The following is an 18524-nucleotide window of genomic DNA, read 5'->3' on the forward strand; positions in this document are numbered from 1 at the left end:
CGCCGCCAGCTTGCGCGCTGCGGCAAAGCTGCGCGGCGAACCGTTGATGCCGGGGGCGCGGCCCCGCGCCACTGCGCCCTCTTGCCGAGCCTCCCGACGTCCACGTATACCTTGGCGCCAACGCAAGCGTCCAGCCAACCGGCCCCGAAAGGCGGGAGGCCCCACCTTACCGGCCGCACTTGACCGGCCGCACCATGTCCGGACATCCGTCTATCAGGAGACCATGATGGAAATTGCCCATCCTTACCTGCTGTTCCTTGGCGACGTTCCCGACGCGCTGGCCGCGAAAACCGGGCTCGGCATCGTCGACTGGCGCCGCGACTGGTGCCTGGGCCAGCATCGGCTGGAGGGGTGCAAGGCGGACGCGAAACTGCCGGAGATGTCTCCGCAGGAGGCCGCTGCGGCCGGCGCCCGCACCATGGTCATCGGCGCGGTGAATGCCGGCGGTGTGCTGCCCGCCCATTGGGTGGCCTCGATCGTCGCCGCCCTCGATGCCGGGATGGACGTTGCCAGCGGCCTGCACATGCGCCTGCGCGCCGTCCCGGAGATCCGCGAGGCGGCCGAGCGCAACGGCCGCAAGCTGTTCGACGTGCGCCATTCCGACATCCGCTTCGACACCGGCAAGGGCACCAAGCGCAGCGGCAAGCGGCTGCTGACCGTCGGCACCGACTGCTCGGTCGGCAAGAAATACTGCGCGCTGGCGCTGGAACAGGCGATGCGCGACAAGGGCTTCGATGCCGACTTCCGCGCCACCGGCCAGACCGGCGTGTTCATTTCCGGGCGCGGCGTTTCGCTCGACGCGGTGGTCGCCGACTTCATCTCGGGCGCCGCCGAGTGGATCTCGCCGGCGGCCGACGAGAGCCATTGGGATCTGGTGGAGGGCCAGGGCTCGCTGTTCCATCCCTCCTTCGCCGGCGTCACCCTCGGCCTGCTGCACGGCTCGCAGCCGGACGCCTTCGTCGTCTGCCACGAGCCGACCCGCGGCACCATGCGCGGCGTCAAGACCAAGCTGCCGACGATCCAACAGGTCATCGACATGACCATCGCGCTCGGCAGGCTGACCAACCCGGAGATCCGCTGCGTCGGCATCAGCATCAACACGGTGGCGCTGGACGAGGCGGAGGCGCGCAAGCTGCTCGCCGACACCGAGGCCGAATACGGCCTGCCGGCGACCGACCCCGTCCGCTTCGGCTGCGACACCATCGTCGAGCGGATCGCCGCCGAGTTCGGCCAGCCATGACGGTCGAACTCGTCGTCGCGACGGATAGCTGGCCGATCGAGGGCGGCTTCACCATTTCACGGGGAAGCCGCACCCATGCGAATGTGGTCGTCGTCACGCTGACGCAAGGGGCGCATCGCGGGCGCGGCGAATGCGTTCCCTACGCCCGCTACGGCGAGACCGTCGAGGGGGTGATGGCCGAGATCGAGCGGATGGCGCCCGAGATCGCCCGCGGTCTCGACCGCGCCGGCCTGCAGCAGGCGATGCCGGCGGGCGCGGCGCGCAATGCCGTCGACTGCGCCTTCTGGGACCTTGCCGCCAAGCAGGCCGGCACCAGCGCGGCAGCCCTTGCCGGGCTCGGCCCGCTCGGCCCGGTAACGACGGCCTTCACCATCAGCCTCGGCACGCCGGAGAAGATGGCCGCCGACACGGCGAAGGCGAAGGACCGCCCCTTGCTGAAGATCAAGCTCGGCGGCGAGGGCGACGACGCGCGCATCGCCGCGGTGCGCGCCGCCGCGCCGGACGCGCGGCTGATCGTCGATGCCAACGAGGCCTGGAGCGAGGCGCTGTTCGCCCGCAACATGGAGGCCTGCCGCGCCGCCGGGGTGGAGTTGATCGAGCAGCCGCTGCCCGCCGACGCCGACGCCGCCCTCGCCCACCTGCCGCGCCCGATCCCGGTCTGCGCCGACGAGAGCCTGCACACATCCGCCGACCTCGACCGCCTCGCCCCGCTCTATGATGCGGTGAACATCAAGCTCGACAAGACCGGCGGGCTGACCGAGGCGCTGCGCCTTGCCCGCACGGCGCGGGAGATGAAGTTCAAGGTGATGATCGGCTGCATGCTCGGCACGTCGCTGGCGATGGCGCCGGGCGCGCTGATCGCGCAGGAGGCCGACTATGTCGATCTCGACGCGCCGCTGCTGCTGTCGAAGGACCGGGAGCCGGGCCTCGTCTTCACCGGCAGCCTGATGCACCCGCCCCGCCCCGAGCTGTGGGGCTGACCGTCAAAAGGACCTGACGACCAGCGGGAGTTGGCGATCAGCGGGACGTGACCGTCAAAAGGACCCCCCGATCAGCGGGTCCGGGCGTCCGCGCGCGCGACCACCAGCCCGGCCAGCAGGAAGACGCCGCCGGCCGCGGCAAGCCCCGCCATGGCGACGAAGGCCGGCATCGGCCCCAGCGCATAGAGATAGCCGGCCCCCGCCGAGGCCAGCGCCGTCACCGCGCCGATCACCATCGAGTTGATGCCCTGCGCCGCCCCCGCCCATTGCGGCGGCGCCATCCGCGCGACGAAGGCGACGGCGCCCAGATGCGTGGCGCCGAAGCTGAGCCCATGCAGCAATTGCAGCAGCAGGATCGACAGCGGCGCCTCCGCCAAGGGGAACAGCAGCCAGCGCAGCACCGCCCCGGCAATGCCGATGGCGAGCAGCCCGTTGATGCCGAGGACCGCGCGCACCCGCGCGGAGGCGGCGAACAGCGCGATCTCGGTGATCACCCCGACGCCCCAGAAGATGCCGACGGCGGTGCCCGACAGCCCGGCCTGCGACCAGTGCAGCGCGCTGAAGGCATAATAGGCGGCGTGGCTTCCCTGGGCGCAGCCGGCGGCGAGGATCACCAGCAGGAAGCCGGGCGTGACGAAGGCCCCTTCCCGCAACAGCTCGCCGAGACCGCGCCGGCGCGTGCCGGCGGCAATGGCAGGCGGTGCCTCGTCGTCGACCACCTCGGCAAGGGCAAGATCCGGCGAGGCGATCGACACCGATTCGTTTTCGCTCACCTCGACTCGCGGCAGCGACACGGTGAGCGCAGCAAGGCCTGCGGCGAAGAGGCCGGCGACGATGCCGCCGACGACGACGGTCACGGTCCATTCGCCGATCAGCACCCCGCCGATGACATTGGCGACGATGAAGGAGACCGAGCCCCACAGGCGCATGCGCCCGTAATCGCCCTTGCCCTCGCGCTCGACGCGGGCCGCCAGCGCATCCCCGAGCGGCATCAGCGGCGACCAGGCGATGGAGATGGCGACCAGCAGCAGGGCGCTGGCGAGGAAGCTCTTGGCGACGAAAAAGCCTGAAAACGCAATGGCCGCAATGATGCTGAGCAGGGCGATGGCGCGCCCCGGCGTGCCGAAGCGATCAACGATGGCGCCGATCACCGGGTTGGCGGCAAGCCGCACCACCATCGGCACGGCGAGCAGCGTTCCGATCTCGCCGGCGCTCAGGCCCGAGCTGGCAAGCACCAGCGGGAAGAAGGGAAGGAACAGGCCGAGGCCGAAGAAATAGGCTGCGAAAATGGCCGCAACCCTGGCGCTTAAAGGCATGGGAGGATGTCCGAGATCCGGTTGGACCCGCCTTCTATACCGATTTTAAGGATTTGGCGATTAAGCATGAACGTCGGTCTCCGGGCGAGCCGGCGCCGAGGCGGAACAAGAACACGGAACGACAGTCATGGCTGACACGGGCACGCCGAGCGCGATCCGCGAGAGCGATTACGAAACGCTTCTGACCGCCCTGACGGACACCGATCGCGGCCGCTGGTTCCTGGACGAATACATCCGCCGCAACCAGAAGCCGGAAACCCAGATGGTGCTGGACGCCATCGCCCGCCTGGAAAAGGTGATGGTGCGCGAGCGCACGGTGCCCAGCATCGACCGGATTCGCCTCGACATCGCCGACATGCAGGAAGCGATCGAGCGCACCAAGCGCGAGATCTCCAACATCAAGCATGAGCAGGAAGAGGGCAACCGCTTCATCGAGGCCTCCAACGAGCTCGACGCCATCGTCACCAAGACCGAGAGCGCGACCCAGGAAATCCTCGCCGCCGCCGAAGCGATCCAGGAGACCGCCTGGACGCTGCGCGAGAACGGCGCGGACGAGGCGAGCTGCGACGACATCGACGCCCGCGCGACCGAGATCTTCATGGCCTGCTCGTTCCAGGACCTGACCGGCCAGCGGACGCAGAAGATCGTCCAGGTGCTGCAGTATCTGGAGTCCCGCATCAATCTCATGGTCTCGATCTGGGGCATCGAAGGCAGCCAGGCGGAAGATCCGAAGTTCGTCGAGGACAAGCGCCCGGACGCGCATCTGCTGAACGGACCGCAGCTCGAGGGCAAGGGCGTGTCGCAGGACGCCGTCGACGAGATGTTCGGCGGCGAGGCGAACATGGACTTCGACGGTCTCGAGGCCGGCGCCGATGCGTCCGGCGAAGCGGAAGAGGCCGAGGCCTTCTCCGGCTCCATCGCCTCGGCCGACGAGATCGACGCCCTCTTCGCCTCGGACGCGGCGGAGACCGGCGCCGACGTGTTCGATGCCGCCGACGAGGACGCGGACGGGTCCGGCGACGATACGTCCGCGCCTTCGGCGGGGCTCGATTTCGACGACATCGATTTCGCCGATGCAGACGTTTTCGAGAAGCCCGGCCGGCCGCAGCCGGACATCGCCCCGGTGGACGACTTCGACGATGTCGTGATGGTCGACAGCGAGGAGGCCGCCGCCTGGGATGCCGAGTTCGAAACTCCGGACCCGCAGCCGGCCCGGCCGGCGCCGAAACGGGCGATCCTGGACAGCGGCGAAAGCGACGACCCGCTCGACCGCCTGTCCCCCGGCGAGAAGCAGTCGCTGTTCAGCTAACGGCAGCCCGCCCTTTGTCCTTTGTCCTTCGCCCTTGGACCTGCGGCCGATTGTCTGTATCTCTTCGCTCGGGGGCACATTGTGGCAATGGACGGGGCGCATGATCCGTGACCGGCTGGAGCAACTGGCAAGGACACGCGAGCCTTCGGCGCGCTCCGAACTCGTGCGCCTGCTCAGCGCCCAATATGCCGACAAGCTGGAGCGGGAGCCGACGGAAGCCGAGCGCCAGCTCTTTTCAGGCCTCGTGCTCGACGTCTTCGACCAGCTCGACCATTCCGTGCGCCTCGACATCGTCGTCCGCCTCGCCCGCACGGCCCGCATCACCCAGCCGCTTGCCGACCGCCTGACCGAGGAGCCCTTCGACGTCAGCGAGCCGGTGCTGGAACACTCGCCGGTGGTCAGCGCAGACAAGCTGCTCGAGGTGTCCCGCACGAGGTCGAACCGCCACCGGCTGGCGATCGCCCGCCGCCTCCATGTCCCCAAGGACATCGTCGACACGCTGATCGCCCGCGGCACATTCCCGGTGATCAACGCCCTGCTGCACAATCGCGGCGCCGAATTCGCCGTAAGAGCGCTGCTCGCGATCCTGATTCTCTCGGGCAGCGACCAGCGGCTGCTCTGGGCGCTGGCCCAACGCTGCGCCCTGGACGACGGCTTCCGCGACGACATGCGGATGATCTCGCAGACCGACTGCCCCTTGATGCCGGACGACCTGGAGCGGGCGCTCGATGATCCGCAGCAACTCGGCCGGCTGGCGGAGCGGGCCATTGCCGACGACCGGGATGCCGGACTGGAGGTCGCGGGCGAGCAATTGTCGCGTCACGAGATCCACATCCAGATCGCCTCGGGCGAGCTGAGCTTCGAGAGCATCTTCCTGACGCTGATCGAACGCAAGGACATGGCGGGGATCATCTGGCTGGTGTCCCGCCACCTGTCCTTGCGCGACTCGACGGTGCGCGACACCTTCGCCTCGCAGGCCGGCGGGGCCGTCGCGCTGCTGATGAAGGAGACCGGCATCGGCCCCAAGGCCTATGGCAGGTTCCTGCGGCTCAGATGCGACTGGCTCGGCATCAACAGCAAGACCGTGGCGCAGGACGTCTACAACTATCGGACGATGCGGCACCCCGGCGGCCGGCGCGCCTTCAACTGAAAGCGGGCGTGTCGGGCGCCGTCCCTTCCTTTCGTCCTCCCGGACGGCGCGCAGCGCCGAGCCGGGATCGGCGAGCCGAGGGCCTGCCGGCAGCCCGTCCGCGAGAATCCGCCACCGCCGTGCCTCCCCGGTTCCGGGTCTCGCGATGCTCGCCCGGAATGACGACCGAGGGGCTGGGGCGAGGACACGATTGAGTCCAGAACCTATCCGGCCAGCGCCTTCGCCATCATGTCGGCGTCGATATTGCCGCCGGACAGGGTGAGCGCGACGACGCGCCCGGCGACCGGCAGCCGACCCGACAGAACCGCCGCAAGGCACACCGCCCCGCCCGGCTCCACCACCAGCTTCAGCTCGCGGAAGGCGAAGGCGACGGCGGCAAGGGCTTCCGCATCGCTGACCACCAGGCCGCGCTTTGCCCGCCGCCGGGTGATGGAAAAGCCGATCTCTCCCGGCTGGCGGGCGAGCAGCGCATCGCAGATCGAGCCGGCCTCGCTGGGATTGGCGACCGGCATGCCGGCCGCCAGCGAGCGCCCGTGATCGTCAAAGCCTTCCGGCTCCACCGGCAGCAATTCGCAGTCCGGCAGCAGCGTCTCCAGCGCCAGGGCGATTCCCCCGGTCATGCCGCCGCCGCCGGCGCAGGTGAGCATCGCGTCCGGCACCAGCCCCATCGCCGCCGCCTGTTCGGCAACCTCGGCGCCGATGGTGCCCTGGCCGGCGATGACGCCGGCGTCATTGTAGGGATGGACCAGGGTCGCGCCGGTTTCCTCCGCGATTCCCAAGGCAATAGCATCCCGGTCGTCGACGCCGCGGCGATAGGTGACGATGCGGCCGCCCGAGCGGCGGGTGCGGTCGAGCTTGGCCTGCGGCGCGTCCTGCGGCATCACGATGGTCGCCGGCATGCCGAGCACGCGGGCGGCCTCGGCCACCCCTTGCGCATGATTGCCGGACGAGCAGGCGACCACGCCGCGCGCGCGCCGGTCCTGCGGGATCAGCGAAAGCCGGTTGAAGGCGCCGCGAAACTTGAAGGAGCCGGTGCGCTGCAGGGTCTCCGCCTTCAGCAGCACGGTGCCGCCGGTCATCTCGTCGAGAAACGGCGAGCGCAGCAGCGGCGTCACCACCGCTTCGCCGGCGATGCGCGCCCGCGCGTCGACAATGTCCTGAAATACCGGGTGCATGGGAATCGCGTCCATGGGGGCCTCCTGCGGGAGCATGATCCCTACACGATCACCGAGCATCCTTGAAGAGCGCGCACCACGCCCGCGCCTGCTCCGGCGCAGATCGCCGGCCGGTCACGCCGCGCCGCGAGACTGCGCGATCTCGGCAGCGTGCAGGCAGTTGCCGAGAAACTGGCGAGTGCTGGCCTGCCAACTGTAGGACAGCGCCACCTCGCGGCAGCGCTCGCGCGAGATCGCCAGTGCCGCCACCGCCGCGCGGCCGAGATCCTCGTCCAGCACGCCGGCCCCGGTGCCCTCGAGAATGTCGAGCGGCCCCATCACCGGATAGGCCGCGACGGGAACGCCGGCCGCCAGCGCTTCCAGCAGGACATTGCCGAACGTGTCGGTGCGGCTCGGGAAGACGACCACATCGGCGGAGGAATAGTGCCAGGCGAGATCCTCGCCGGTCTTCGAGCCGGTGAACAGGACCTGCGGATAGCGCGCGCGCAGATCCGCCAGTTGCGGCCCGTCGCCGACCACCACCTTCGTTCCGGGCAAGTCGAGATCGAGAAAGGCGGCGATGTTCTTCTCCACCGCCACGCGGCCGACATACATGAAGATCGGCCCGGCGATCCCCTCGCCCAGGGCGCTGCCCTCGCGCGGGCGGAACAGCTCGTGATCGACGCCGCGCGACCAGCGCATCAGCTTGGTGAAGCCGCGCGCCGTCAGGTCCCGCTCCAGGGTCGGCGTTGCCACCATGCAGCCGTGACCGGCATTGTGGAACCCGCGCAGCCAGGCATAGGACCAAGACATCGGCACCGGCATGCGGGCCGACAGATATTCGGGAAAGCGGGTGTGATAGCTGGTGGTGTAGACGATGCCGAGGCTGCGCGCGACGCGGGCGGCCATCAGCCCGAGCGGGCCTTCGGTGGCGATGTGCAGGTGATCGTAACCGCCGGCCAGCACCCGCCGCCGCAGCGCCGCCGGCGTCGTCAGCGACAGGCGGATCTCCGCATAGGTCGGGCAGGGAACGGTGAAGAAATCCGCCGGCGACAGCACCTCCACCGGCATGTCCATCCGCAGCAGTTCCTCGACGGTCCGCTCGATGGAGCGCACCACGCCGTTGATCTGGGGATGCCAGGCATCGGTGACGATCAGCAGCGACTTCATGCCGCCGCCTGCGCCCGTCCGGTGGCACGGCTCTCGGCAGCCTGCACGTGCCGCGCCGCCTCCGCCCAGCGGATGATCTCGAACGTGCCGTCGTGATGCTCGGCGACGGCGGTGCAGCTTTCCACCCAGTCGCCGGTGTTGATGTAATGGGTGCCGAACTCGTGATGGTCGGCGGCATGGTGGATATGGCCGCAGATCACCCCGTCGACGCCCTGCCGCTCCGCCTCCCCCGCCAGGGTCTCCTCGAACTTGCCGATGAAGTTGACCGCGTTCTTGACCTTGAGCTTGGCCCAGGCGGACAGCGACCAGTAGGTCAGCCCCAGCCGCCGGCGCAGCACGTTGAGACCGGTGTTGAGGTTGAGCGCGCTGACATAGGCCCAGTCGCCGAGGAAGGCGAGCCAGCGGGCATGACGCACCACCACGTCGAAGCGGTCGCCATGGATGACGAGATAGCGGCGACCGTCGGCCGTCTCGTGCACGGTTTCCTCGATCACCTCGATGCCGCCGAAATGCGTGCCGAGGAAATCGCGCAGGAACTCGTCGTGGTTGCCGGGCGTATAGACGATGCGGGCGCCCTTGCGCCCCTTGCGCATCAGCTTCTGCACCACGTCGTTATGGGCCTGCGGCCAATACCACATGCGCCGCAACCGCCAGCCGTCGACGATGTCGCCGACCAGATAGATGGTCTCGGCATCGTGATACTTCAGGAAATCGAGAAGCATGTCCGCCTGGCAACCACGCGTCCCCAGATGGATATCGGACAGAAAGATCGCCCGGAAATGTCTCGGGGCCGGCTCGGAGGACATGGCACGCTCCTGACAAGACTTTGAGCGTCTAAATGCGCGATTCCGGTCTCAGAAATATGACAGGCGGCGGAAAACGACTCGAAAGACGGCACCGAAACCTGTCCGCATTGCCGCCGGCGCAGGACAGGACCTGCGGCAGGGCCGCGCAACTGGACGGGACGGGGACGGGTCCGCTATCAATCGGCAACGATCACCGGAGGGGCCCCCGCCCCGTCCGGGCGACACTCGGGAGACACGACATGGATCTTGGACTTAGCGGCCGCAAGGCGATCGTCTGCGCCTCCAGCCGGGGCCTGGGGCGCGGCTGCGCCGAGGCGCTGGCCGAAGCCGGCTGCGACCTCGTCATCAACGGGCTCGACCGGCTCCGCCTCGACAAGACCGCCAGCGAGATCCGCTCCCGCTACGGCGTGACCGTGACCCCCGTCGTCGCCAATGTCTCGACGCAGGAAGGCCAGGAGGCGCTGCTCGCCGCCTGCCCGCAGCCGGATATCCTCATCAACAACAATGGCGGCCCGCCGCGCCGCGACTATCGCGAACTCGACCGCGAGGCGATGATCGACGGCGTCATCCAGAACATGGTCTCGCCGATCGAGATGATCCAGAAGGTCGCCGACGGAATGGCCGAGCGCGGCTTCGGCCGCATCGTCAACATCACCTCGATCACCGTCCGCATGCCGCTGGAGGGCCTGGACCTGTCGAGCGGCGCACGCGCCGGCCTCACCGCCTTTCTCGCCGGCGTCTGCCGGACCTATGCGGGCCGCAACGTCACCATCAACAACCTGCTGCCGGGCAAGATGGACACCGACCGGCTGCGCGGCGGCATCGAACGGGCGGCCGGCCTGAGCGGCCGCAGCGCCGACGACATCGGCCGGGCGCAGCAGGCGGAAATCCCGGCCGGCCGCTTCGGCACCGCCGAGGAGTTCGGCCAGATCTGCGCCTTCTATTGTTCGCAGCACGCGGCCTATGTCACCGGGCAGAACATCCTGATCGACGGCGGCCTCTACCCGGCCGCCTTCTGACGCCGCTCAGCCACAAACGCAGGACGCCGGCGGGAGATGCCCGCCGGCGTCTGTCGTCTTTCGGTTCAGGCTGCGGCTCAGTAGCCGCGCGCGCTGTCGTAGTCCGGCCGCGCCGCCGGCCCGCCCCAACGGTAGCGCAGCGACGCCGAGACGATGTTCACATGCGCATTGGCCTTGCCGACATAGCTGCCGACATTCGGGTTGTAGTCCTGATGGCCCGGAGCGATGTTGATGTTGGCCTTGCCCGCGTGGATATAGGTGTAGCCGAGGTCGAGGGACATATCGTCGGTGACCTTGTAGCTGGCGCCGGCCGACAGCCACAGCCGGTCGGTATCCGGCAGGCGGGTCGAGCGGATCTTGTCGGTGATCGGCGAGATCTCGTAGCCGATACCGGCACGCATCGTCAGGGCGTCGGTGACGTCGTACTCGCCGCCGATGGCGAAGAACCAGGCATCGCGATAGTTGAAGTGCAGCGTCTGCACGGTGGCGCCCGTCGCCTGCGAGGTGACGCGCGGCGACTTCAGCCGGCTCCAGTTGGTCCACTCGACCGTGCCGAAGACGCGGAAGGCGTCGGTGACGCGCTGCTTGGCCGAGAAGTTGATCATTTCCGGCGTGACCAGCCCCGCGTCGATCGCCGTCAAGCCGGCGGGCGTCTGGATGTTGCCGTCGAGCGACTGGCTGATTCCCGAGCGGAAGCCGAGGCCGAGCTCGGTGCCCTCGAACGGCTTGAAGGTGACGCCCGCCGTCACGCCGAAGCCGACATCGTCGCCGTCCAGGATCGCCGAGGGGTAGCCCGGAACATTGGGGAGCGCCGACTTCAGGGTGACCTTGAAATACTGGACCTGGACGCCGAAGGCGAAGGACAGCATGTCGTTCAGCTTGTAGCCGATGGTCGGCGTCACGTTGACCGACATCACCTTGGAGGTTCTGGAATAGAACTGCCCCGCCCAGTTCTGGTGCGGCTTGGTGGTCAGGCCGAAGGGCGCGTTGATCGACAGGCCCAGAAAGATCTGGTCGGTGAGCTTGTAGGCCGTGTAGGACGCCGGCACATAGCCCTCGCTGCCGATGTCGCCCGAGGGCGCCGAACTCGGCGTCAGGCCGAGCACGCCGGCACCGATGGCCGAAGGCGTGAAGTTGCCGGTGATCTCGGCATTGGGAGCAATCAGCGAGTGATGGCTCTCAAAGGTGAACCCCTCCCCGGCCCCGGTGATGGTCGCCGGGTTCCAGAACATCGACGAGATCGACGGACCGGTGGTGCCGCTGCCGGCGAACGACATACCCTGATAATAGGCGCTCTGCTCGCGCAAAGCGAAACCGCCGGCGAAGGCGGATGTTGAAGCAGACACCACCGCAATGGCAGCGGCGGACAATAGAAGGCTCTTCCTCGTAAGTGCCGTGCTCGTGAGTGCCATGTCTCGACCATTCCTCCCAGAATGTCAGGTACGAACAACCCCTCGCGTTCGTCCTGTTTGAGGAAGGATGAAAAACCCACGACATCTTCGCAATCGTCATGATTGGCGAGGGCTTGACGAGCAAGTTAACGCAAAAAAGCCGGCCCGGAGGTTCCGTAACGAGATATTTACGCAACGGAAGGTCGTCGGCCACGCGAAAATCGGAGCACCCGTGACAGTTTCGCGACATCGCCACACACTCGACGCGCAATTGCCTAGATTTTAGGCAAATTCGTAGAGATACTGCCTCTCGTGTCTTTTCTGCTATGTGTTGCTCAATCGCAACAATTCAGGAGCGGCGGAGCAACGGGGGACGTCACTCCGCCGCCTGCGGCAGAGCCGGCGCGGGGTCCGGTGCACGCTCTGCCGTGTCCTGTTTCGCAGGTCCGATATCGGACTTGCGGCCGGTTTCCCCGGCGGGGGTCTTGGGCGCGTTCACCTCCGCTTCCGTCCTGTCCAGCCGGCGGCGGAACCAGAGCGCATAGAGCGCGGGCATGAACACCAGCGTCAGCACCGTCGCCACGGTCAGGCCGCCGATCATCGAGATCGCCATCGGCCCCCAGAAGATGTTCATCGTCAGCGGGATGAAGGCGAGCACGGCCGCCAGCGCGGTCAGGATCACCGGCCTTGCCCGGCGCACGGTGGACTCGATGATCGCCTCGCGCATGGTCGCCCCGGCCTGCAGATCGTGGTCGATCTGGTCCGCCAGGATCAGCGTGTTGCGCATCACCATGCCGCCCAGCGCGATGACGCCGAGAATGGCGACGAAGCCGAAGGCGGCATCGGCGATCAGCAGCGCGGCGACCGCGCCGATCAGGCCGAGCGGGAACGTCATGAACACCAGGATGGTCTTCGAGAAGGACTGCATCTGCAGCATGATCAGGACGGCCATCGCCAGGAACATCAGCGGAAACACCTTGGCGAGCGCCGCATTGGCCTTGGCCGATTCCTCCGCCGCCCCGCCGGTATCGATGCGATAGCCCGGCGCCAGGGTCGCCTCGATCTCGCGCATCGTCGGCAGCAGGGCCGCGGTGACGTCCGGCGCCTGCACGCCGGCCGCCACATCCGCCCGCACCGCCAGCACCGTCTCGCGGTTCCGCCGCCACAAGATCGGATCCTCGGCGGTGTAGTCGATCCGCGCCACCTGGGACACCGGGATCGCCCGCCCGTCGCGCACCTGCAGCACCATGTCGGCGATATCGCCGAGCGCGGCGCGCTCCGCCTCGTCCGCCCGCACGACCACCCCGACAGAATGCCGTCCCTCGCGCAGCGCCGTCACCTCGTATCCGGACAGCAGCGTCTGCAGCGACTGGCCGATCTCCGTCGTCGACAGCCCGAGGGCGCGGGCCCGGTCCTGATCGACCTCCAGCCGCACACTCTTGACCTTTTCGCCCCATTGCAGCTCGACATTGCGCGTGTCCGGGTGGGCGCGCATCGCATCGCGCACCCGCGCGGCAATGGTCCGCACCTCTTCCAGATCCGGCCCGACGACGCGGAACTGCACCGGATAGCCCACCGGCGGCCCGAGTTCGAGCTTGTTGGCGCGCCCGTTCACCACCCCCTCGGCCTCCGCGAACCGGGCCTGCAACTCCTTGACGAGGGCCGTCGTATGCTCGCCGCCCTTGGTCTGGACCAGGATCAGCGCATAGCTCGGGTTGGGCAAGGCCGGGTTGTAGGCGAGGAAGAAGCGCGGCGCGCCCGCCCCCACATAGGTGGTGAAATAGTCGACATGCTCGCTGGTCGCGAGCCACGCCTCCAAGGCCTTCGCCTCCCGGTCGCTCGCCGCGAAGGAGGCGCCTTCCGGCCCCTTCAGCTCGACCAGCACTTCCGGGCGCGAGGAGCTGGGGAAGAACTGCTGCTTGACGAAGCCCATGCCGTAGCCGGCCGCGACCAGCAGCCCGATGGTGGCCAGCACCACCGGCAGACGGAAGCGCACCGCGCCGGTGACCAGCCGGCGCAGGCGGTTGTAGGCCGGCGTGCGGTAGATCGCGTCCTCGTCCTCGTGCCCGCGCTCGGCCGCGTGGCGCTCCAGCGAGCGCGGCAGCAGCTTCAGCCCGAGATAGGGGGTGAAGACGACGGCGACGATCCAGGAGACCAGCAGCGCGGTCGCGACGACCCAGAAGATGCCGCCGGCATATTCGCCGGCCGCCGACGCGGCGAAGCCGACCGGCAGGAAGCCGGCGACGGTGACCAGCGTGCCGGTCAGCATCGGGAAGGCGGTGGATTCCCAGGCGAAGGTCGCCGCGCGGGCCCGGTCCCAGCCCTGCTCGATCTTCACCACCATCATCTCGATGGCGATGATGGCATCGTCGACCAGGAGCCCCAGCGACAGGATCAACGCGCCCAGCGAGATGCGCTCCAGATCGATGCCCATCTGCATCATCGCCACGAAGGTGGCGGCGAGCGTCAGCGGCACCGACAGGGCAACGATGATGCCGGTGCGGAAGCCCAGCGACAGGAAGGACACGAGAAGCACGATCGAGATGGCGACGGCGAATTTCAGCAGGAACTCGCCGACGGCCTCCTCCACCACTTCCGGCTGGTTCGAGACCTGGTGCATCTCGGCCCCGAGGGGGAGCCGCGCCTCGATCTCGGCCGCCTTCTCATGCAGGCGCTCGCCGAGCTCCAGCACGTTGCCGCCCGCCGACATGGCGACGCCGATCATGATCGCGTCCTCGCCATTGTAGCGCGACACATAGCTTTGCGGATCGGCGAGGCCGCGGGTCACCGTCGCGATGTCGCCGAGCCGGAACACCCGGCCCTCCGCCTGCACGGGCACGGCCGCCACCGCCTCGATGCCCTGCAGGCTGCCGCTGACGCGCACCTGCACCGTCTCACTCGGCGTGTCGACGGAGCCCGACGGAACCACTGCGTTCTGCGCCGCCAGCGCATCGAAGATCGCGCTGACGGGAATGCCGAGGGTGGCGAGCTTGGCATAGGAGATATCGACATGGATCTTCTGGTCCTGCTCGCCGAAGAGCTGGACCTTCTCGACGCCCTCGACCGCCAGGAAGGACTGGCGCGCCATTTCGGCAAGATCCGACAGTTCGCTCCAGGTCGCGCCCGGAGCCGTCAGCGCATGCACCTGGACATAGACGTCGGCATATTCGTCGTTGAAGAAGGGGCCAAGCACGCCCTGCGGCAGGTCGCCGGAAATATCGCCCACCTTCTTGCGCACCTGATACCACAGGTCCGCGACCTTCGAGGGGGGCGTCGCGTCGTCGAGGACGATCTGCGTCGCCATGAAGCCCGGCCGGGTATAGGTCTCCAGCCGCGACAGCCAGGGCAGCGTCTGCAGCCGGGTTTCCACCCGGTCCGCCACCTGCTCCTGCATCTCCTCAGCGCTCGCGCCGGGCCAGACCGCCGTCACCACCATCACCTTGACGGTGAAGGACGGGTCTTCGTTGCGGCCGAGATTGCCATAGGCGTAAACGCCGGCGACCGCGGTGACGAGGATGAAGAAGAGAACGAGCGTCTGGTGCCGAATGGCCCAGGCCGACAGGTTGAAGCTGCTCATCGCAGGGCTCCGACCTGAACCGGACCCTGCGCCTGTCGCAGCACCGCGTTGATCTTCAGGCCCGGATCGAGCCGGTGAACGCCGAGGCTGACCACATGGTCGCCATTCGCAAGGCCGGAGAGGATCGCCCGCTCCGCCTCGATCCGGCGGACCACGACAGCGACCGCCTCGACCCGCTCCGCTCCGGGAGCCGCCCGCCAGACATGCGGCGTGGCGCCGGAATACCACACGGCGGTCAGCGGCACCGCGACCTCACCCTGCGGGGCCGCATGCTCGAGATGGACACTCGCGGTCATGCCGAGCCGCGCGTCGGCGCCCGGATCGTCGAGGGCGAAGCGCGCGGTGAAGGTGCGCGCCGCCGTGTCGGCGACCGGCGACAATTCGCGCAGCCGGGCCTGATAGCGACGGTCGGGGCTGGCCCAGAGCGTCACGCTGGCGCGCGCGTCGGCAAGCCCCGTCACCTGCGCCTCGGGAATCGCCACCTCGACCTCCCGCTCGGCATCGCCGGCGATGCGCACGATGCCCTGGCCGGCGGCGACAACCTCGCCCGGCTCGGCCATCACCGCCGTCACCACCCCGTCGCGATCCGCCTTCAGGCTCGCGTAGTCCAGTTGATTCGCCGCGAGGATGCGCTGCTCGACCGCCGCCTTCAGCGTGGCGGCGGCGGCGTCGTCCGCCGCGACCGCCTGATCGAGCGCCGCCTGCGAGACATGCCCCTTGTCCTTGAGGGCGCCGACGCGGATGCGATCCTCCGCCGTGCGCCGGGCCTGTGCCTCGGCGGCGCGCTCTTCCGCCTGCCGCGCCCGCAGCGCCGCGTTGAGGTCGTTCTCCTCGAGGCTGGCGATCGGCTGGCCCGCCGCGACCCGGTCGCCGACATCGACGAGCCGCGCCGAGATCTTGCCCCCCACCCGGAAGGCGAAAGGCGCATCGCTGCGCGCATGGACGGTTCCGGAGAATGTCACGCTGCGGCCATCCGCCGGGACGGCCGGCTCGACCCAGACCACGCGCGGCGTCGACGCAACGTCCGCCTCCTCCGACGCCTGGGGCTGGCAGCCGGCGATCACCCCCGCCAACACCAGCATGGGCCCGAGCCGCCCGCCGATGCGCCGCAGACGGAAAAGCGCGGCAGTGGGGACAGCAAGCGCGGGAAATGCGGGTAAGCGGCTCATCATACGGGCCTTTCGGAGTGCCGTCCCGCCCGTGGCAAGCCGGCATGGTCGATCGTGACCGGCGAGATATCGCCGTGCAGCCCTAATATGAGTTATCAATGACGATTGTCAATAATCGTCAGAGGACATATATATTCATGGTGTGTGACATACATTCACGCTACGACATGCCCGACCGACCACGCCTGCGGCAGCGGCGCGGCGGCCGACCGGCAAGGCCGGCTGGCACGCCGCCGGCGCCGGTCACGAGTTGACGCCTGCCGCAACGGCTCCCATTGTGGGCAAAAGGTTGCCGCGCAACCGGGCCGCAAGGGCAGCGGCCAGAAAACCGGATCAGTGCATCATGAGTGACTTGCTGGATAGGGAAGAGGCAGCCGCCAGGGACGGGACGAGCAGTCCGGCAACGCGCGAGACGCGGCGACGCATCGTCGAGAAGGCCAACGAGCTGTTCCACCTCTACGGCTATCAGAAGACGACGGTGGCCGACATCGCCCGCGAACTCGGCATGTCGCCGGCCAATGTCTATCGCTTCTTCGCCTCGAAGACGGAACTGACCAAGGCCGTCGCCGTGATGGTCACCAGCAGCATGCGCGCGGCCATGGAAAAGGGCGTCGACACGTCCGGCGGCGCCAGCGCCGACAAGCTGCGCCGGATGGTCCGCCAGCACTTCCACCACGTCCGCGAGCACTACACCGGCCATCGCAAGATCCACGACCTGCTGGAAGCCGCGATGGACGAGGCCTGGGACGAGGTCGAGAATCACAAGGCCGAAATGCGCGCGAGCTTCTCCCGACTGATCCGGGAAGGGATCGGGAGGGGCGAGTTTCCCGAGCAGGATGCCGACACCGCCGCGCTGCTGTTCCAGCACTCGCTGGTGATGTTCTTCCATCCCGCGCTGGTCGCCCAGACCTGCCGCTGCCTGCCGGAAGGCCACCAGGACCTGATGTTCGAGCCGATGGTGGATTTTGCCCTCGCCGCCCTGCGCGACGGCCGCTTCCGTGAGCTGCCGCCGGGCCTGATGCAGCCGGCCGCGTGCTGAGCCGCAAGGGTCGGTCCTGTCGCCCGCTCAGGGCGCGCGCCCCTCAAGCACCTGGCGGTCGCTGACCTCGCTCCACGGTGCCAGCCGCTCCAGCGCGCGCGTGTAGCTGAGGTGAATGTCCCGCGCGATGTCGCTCGTGCTGGCGAGCGCCGCGACCACATCCCGCGACGTGTCGCGCAGGGCCAGCATCACGTCGGGCGGGAAGCGCCGCAACTCGACGCCGTCCTCCTGGACCAGGAGGCGCAGCGCCTCCGCATTGCGCCAGGAGCTCTCGGCGATGGAATGCAGCGTCTCGGTGCGGCAAGCGGCGACGATCACCGCCTTGAGATCATCCGGCAGACCCTCATAGGCGACCTGATTGACCAGCGCTTCGCTCGCCCCGTTCGGCTCGTGAAAGCCGGGCGTGTAGCACAGCTTCGCCACTTTCTGCAGGCCGATCGCCCGGTCGCCCTCGGGCCCGAGGAACTCCGCCGCGTCGAGCAGCCCGCTTTGCAGCGCCGCGACGAGTTCTCCCGGCGGCAGGGACACGGGCGTCGCCCCGAGGCGGCGCATCACCTCGCCGCCAAGGCCGGGCATGCGGATCCGCAATCCGCGAAAGTCGTCGAGCGACAGCACCGGCCGCATGAACCAGCCGCCGAGCTGCGGCCCGCTGTTGCCGCCCATGAACGGCCGGATGCCGAAGGGCGCATAGAGCCTTTCCCACAACCCCATGCCGCCGCCCTGCTCCAGCCAGGAGACATGCTCGGAAGGAAGCAGGCCGAAAGGCACGGCCGAGAAGAAGACGGCGGCCGGCAGCCGGTCCTGCCAGAAGGCGGGCGATGAATGCCCCATCTGCGCCGTACCGGAGGACACCGCGTCGAAGACCTCGCCGCCGGCAACGAGGCCGCCGGCGGGAAACAGCCGCACCCGCATCCGCCCGCTGCTGAGGCGCGCGATCGCGTCGCAGAGCCGTGCGGCCGACACGCCCGGACCCGGCATGCCGGCGGGCCAGGTCGTCACCATCTTCCACTCGATCGTCGTCTGCGCCAGCGCCGGGGCGGCCAGCCCGCCGACGAGCCCAGTCCCGGCGAGCCCAGTCCCGACGAGACCGGCCCCGGCAAGGCCGAGCGCGCCGCGCCGGGTCACCGAGGCGGCTCCCGAGGAACTGGCGGATGTCTTGCGATGTGTCATTCGACGCCTGGAACCCTCTGTGCCGAGCATGCCG

The 18524-nt window shown here is 68.5% G+C and carries 14 protein-coding genes; 6 read left to right on the forward strand and 8 right to left on the reverse strand.

Annotated elements, in window-relative coordinates:
* The first annotated feature begins 226 nt into the window (after positions 1 to 226).
* Complete coding sequence (gene dgcN / locus TSB10P1A_RS01625; protein WP_186386161.1) at positions 227 to 1240, forward strand: N-acetyltransferase DgcN; 1014 nt, start codon at positions 227 to 229, stop codon at positions 1238 to 1240.
* Positions 1237 to 2220, forward strand: a complete 984-nt coding sequence (gene dgcA / locus TSB10P1A_RS01630; RefSeq protein WP_186386162.1) for an N-acetyl-D-Glu racemase DgcA — start codon at positions 1237 to 1239, stop codon at positions 2218 to 2220. Before dgcN ends, dgcA begins: the two co-directional genes overlap by 4 nt.
* Before the next feature lie 71 nt (positions 2221 to 2291).
* On the opposite strand, the gene TSB10P1A_RS01635 is transcribed toward dgcA, so the two are convergent.
* On the reverse strand, positions 2292 to 3536 hold the full coding sequence (locus TSB10P1A_RS01635) for an MFS transporter (protein WP_186386163.1): 1245 nt from the start codon (positions 3534 to 3536) through the stop codon (positions 2292 to 2294).
* A 127-nt stretch (positions 3537 to 3663) separates the two neighbouring features.
* Here TSB10P1A_RS01635 and TSB10P1A_RS01640 point away from each other — a divergent pair, with 127 nt between their 5' ends.
* Positions 3664 to 4845, forward strand: coding sequence for a protein phosphatase CheZ (locus TSB10P1A_RS01640; RefSeq protein WP_186386164.1), 1182 nt, complete (start codon positions 3664 to 3666; stop codon positions 4843 to 4845).
* Between the two features lie 100 nt (positions 4846 to 4945).
* Positions 4946 to 5995: a DUF2336 domain-containing protein gene (locus TSB10P1A_RS01645; protein ID WP_186386165.1), complete on the forward strand. Its 1050-nt coding sequence runs from the start codon at positions 4946 to 4948 to the stop codon at positions 5993 to 5995.
* Between the two features lie 203 nt (positions 5996 to 6198).
* On the opposite strand, the gene TSB10P1A_RS01650 is transcribed toward TSB10P1A_RS01645, so the two are convergent.
* From TSB10P1A_RS01650 to TSB10P1A_RS01660, 3 genes are all read right to left on the reverse strand, one after another.
* A complete protein-coding gene (locus TSB10P1A_RS01650) occupies positions 6199 to 7185 on the reverse strand; it encodes a threonine/serine dehydratase (RefSeq protein WP_244292921.1) in 987 nt (328 codons plus the stop codon).
* 99 nt (positions 7186 to 7284) lie between these two features.
* Positions 7285 to 8319 carry a glycosyltransferase family 1 protein gene (locus tag TSB10P1A_RS01655; RefSeq protein WP_186386166.1) on the reverse strand — a complete coding sequence of 345 codons (1035 nt, stop codon included), beginning with the start codon at positions 8317 to 8319 and terminating at the stop codon, positions 7285 to 7287.
* On the reverse strand, positions 8316 to 9125 hold the full coding sequence (locus TSB10P1A_RS01660; RefSeq protein WP_186386167.1) for a UDP-2,3-diacylglucosamine diphosphatase: 810 nt from the start codon (positions 9123 to 9125) through the stop codon (positions 8316 to 8318). The genes TSB10P1A_RS01655 and TSB10P1A_RS01660 overlap by 4 nt, the downstream gene beginning before the upstream one ends.
* Positions 9126 to 9364: 239 nt before the next feature.
* On the opposite strand from TSB10P1A_RS01660, the gene TSB10P1A_RS01665 reads away from it, so the two are divergent.
* Positions 9365 to 10144 carry an SDR family oxidoreductase gene (locus TSB10P1A_RS01665; RefSeq protein WP_186386168.1) on the forward strand — a complete coding sequence of 260 codons (780 nt, stop codon included), beginning with the start codon at positions 9365 to 9367 and terminating at the stop codon, positions 10142 to 10144.
* Between the two features lie 77 nt (positions 10145 to 10221).
* Here TSB10P1A_RS01665 and TSB10P1A_RS01670 read toward each other — a convergent pair whose 3' ends face one another.
* The 3 genes from TSB10P1A_RS01670 to TSB10P1A_RS01680 all read right to left on the reverse strand — a co-directional run bounded on the left by TSB10P1A_RS01670 (position 10222) and on the right by TSB10P1A_RS01680 (position 16194).
* A complete protein-coding gene (locus TSB10P1A_RS01670) occupies positions 10222 to 11490 on the reverse strand; it encodes an OmpP1/FadL family transporter (RefSeq protein ID WP_244292923.1) in 1269 nt (422 codons plus the stop codon).
* 421 nt (positions 11491 to 11911) lie between these two features.
* Positions 11912 to 15112: an efflux RND transporter permease subunit gene (locus TSB10P1A_RS01675; RefSeq protein ID WP_186386170.1), complete on the reverse strand. Its 3201-nt coding sequence runs from the start codon at positions 15110 to 15112 to the stop codon at positions 11912 to 11914.
* Positions 15109 to 16194 carry an efflux RND transporter periplasmic adaptor subunit gene (locus tag TSB10P1A_RS01680; protein ID WP_186386171.1) on the reverse strand — a complete coding sequence of 362 codons (1086 nt, stop codon included), beginning with the start codon at positions 16192 to 16194 and terminating at the stop codon, positions 15109 to 15111. The genes TSB10P1A_RS01675 and TSB10P1A_RS01680 overlap by 4 nt, the downstream gene beginning before the upstream one ends.
* A 430-nt stretch (positions 16195 to 16624) precedes the next feature.
* Between TSB10P1A_RS01680 and TSB10P1A_RS01685 the strand changes: the two genes are divergently transcribed.
* Positions 16625 to 17320, forward strand: coding sequence for a TetR/AcrR family transcriptional regulator (locus TSB10P1A_RS01685; protein WP_186386172.1), 696 nt, complete (start codon positions 16625 to 16627; stop codon positions 17318 to 17320).
* 27 nt (positions 17321 to 17347) lie between these two features.
* Here TSB10P1A_RS01685 and TSB10P1A_RS01690 read toward each other — a convergent pair whose 3' ends face one another.
* Positions 17348 to 18490, reverse strand: coding sequence for a TRAP transporter substrate-binding protein (locus TSB10P1A_RS01690; protein ID WP_186386173.1), 1143 nt, complete (start codon positions 18488 to 18490; stop codon positions 17348 to 17350).
* Positions 18491 to 18524: the final 34 nt, after the last annotated feature.

The organism is Stappia sp. TSB10P1A (genome assembly GCF_900185725.1).
Lineage (GTDB): Bacteria > Pseudomonadota > Alphaproteobacteria > Rhizobiales > Stappiaceae > Stappia.

Coding starts and splice junctions, on each gene's coding strand:
- TSB10P1A_RS01680 (WP_186386171.1), bottom strand. CDS start 16,194: ATGCTGGTGTTGGCGGGGGTGATCGCCGGCTGCCAGCCCCAGGCGTCG.
- TSB10P1A_RS01660 (WP_186386167.1), bottom strand. CDS start 9,125: ATGTCCTCCGAGCCGGCCCCGAGACATTTCCGGGCGATCTTTCTGTCC.
- TSB10P1A_RS01685 (WP_186386172.1), top strand. CDS start 16,625: ATGAGTGACTTGCTGGATAGGGAAGAGGCAGCCGCCAGGGACGGGACG.
- TSB10P1A_RS01645 (WP_186386165.1), top strand. CDS start 4,946: ATGATCCGTGACCGGCTGGAGCAACTGGCAAGGACACGCGAGCCTTCG.
- TSB10P1A_RS01690 (WP_186386173.1), bottom strand. CDS start 18,490: ATGACACATCGCAAGACATCCGCCAGTTCCTCGGGAGCCGCCTCGGTG.
- TSB10P1A_RS01650 (WP_244292921.1), bottom strand. CDS start 7,185: ATGGACGCGATTCCCATGCACCCGGTATTTCAGGACATTGTCGACGCG.
- dgcA (WP_186386162.1), top strand. CDS start 1,237: ATGACGGTCGAACTCGTCGTCGCGACGGATAGCTGGCCGATCGAGGGC.
- TSB10P1A_RS01675 (WP_186386170.1), bottom strand. CDS start 15,112: ATGAGCAGCTTCAACCTGTCGGCCTGGGCCATTCGGCACCAGACGCTC.
- TSB10P1A_RS01655 (WP_186386166.1), bottom strand. CDS start 8,319: ATGAAGTCGCTGCTGATCGTCACCGATGCCTGGCATCCCCAGATCAAC.
- dgcN (WP_186386161.1), top strand. CDS start 227: ATGGAAATTGCCCATCCTTACCTGCTGTTCCTTGGCGACGTTCCCGAC.
- TSB10P1A_RS01640 (WP_186386164.1), top strand. CDS start 3,664: ATGGCTGACACGGGCACGCCGAGCGCGATCCGCGAGAGCGATTACGAA.
- TSB10P1A_RS01665 (WP_186386168.1), top strand. CDS start 9,365: ATGGATCTTGGACTTAGCGGCCGCAAGGCGATCGTCTGCGCCTCCAGC.
- TSB10P1A_RS01635 (WP_186386163.1), bottom strand. CDS start 3,536: ATGCCTTTAAGCGCCAGGGTTGCGGCCATTTTCGCAGCCTATTTCTTC.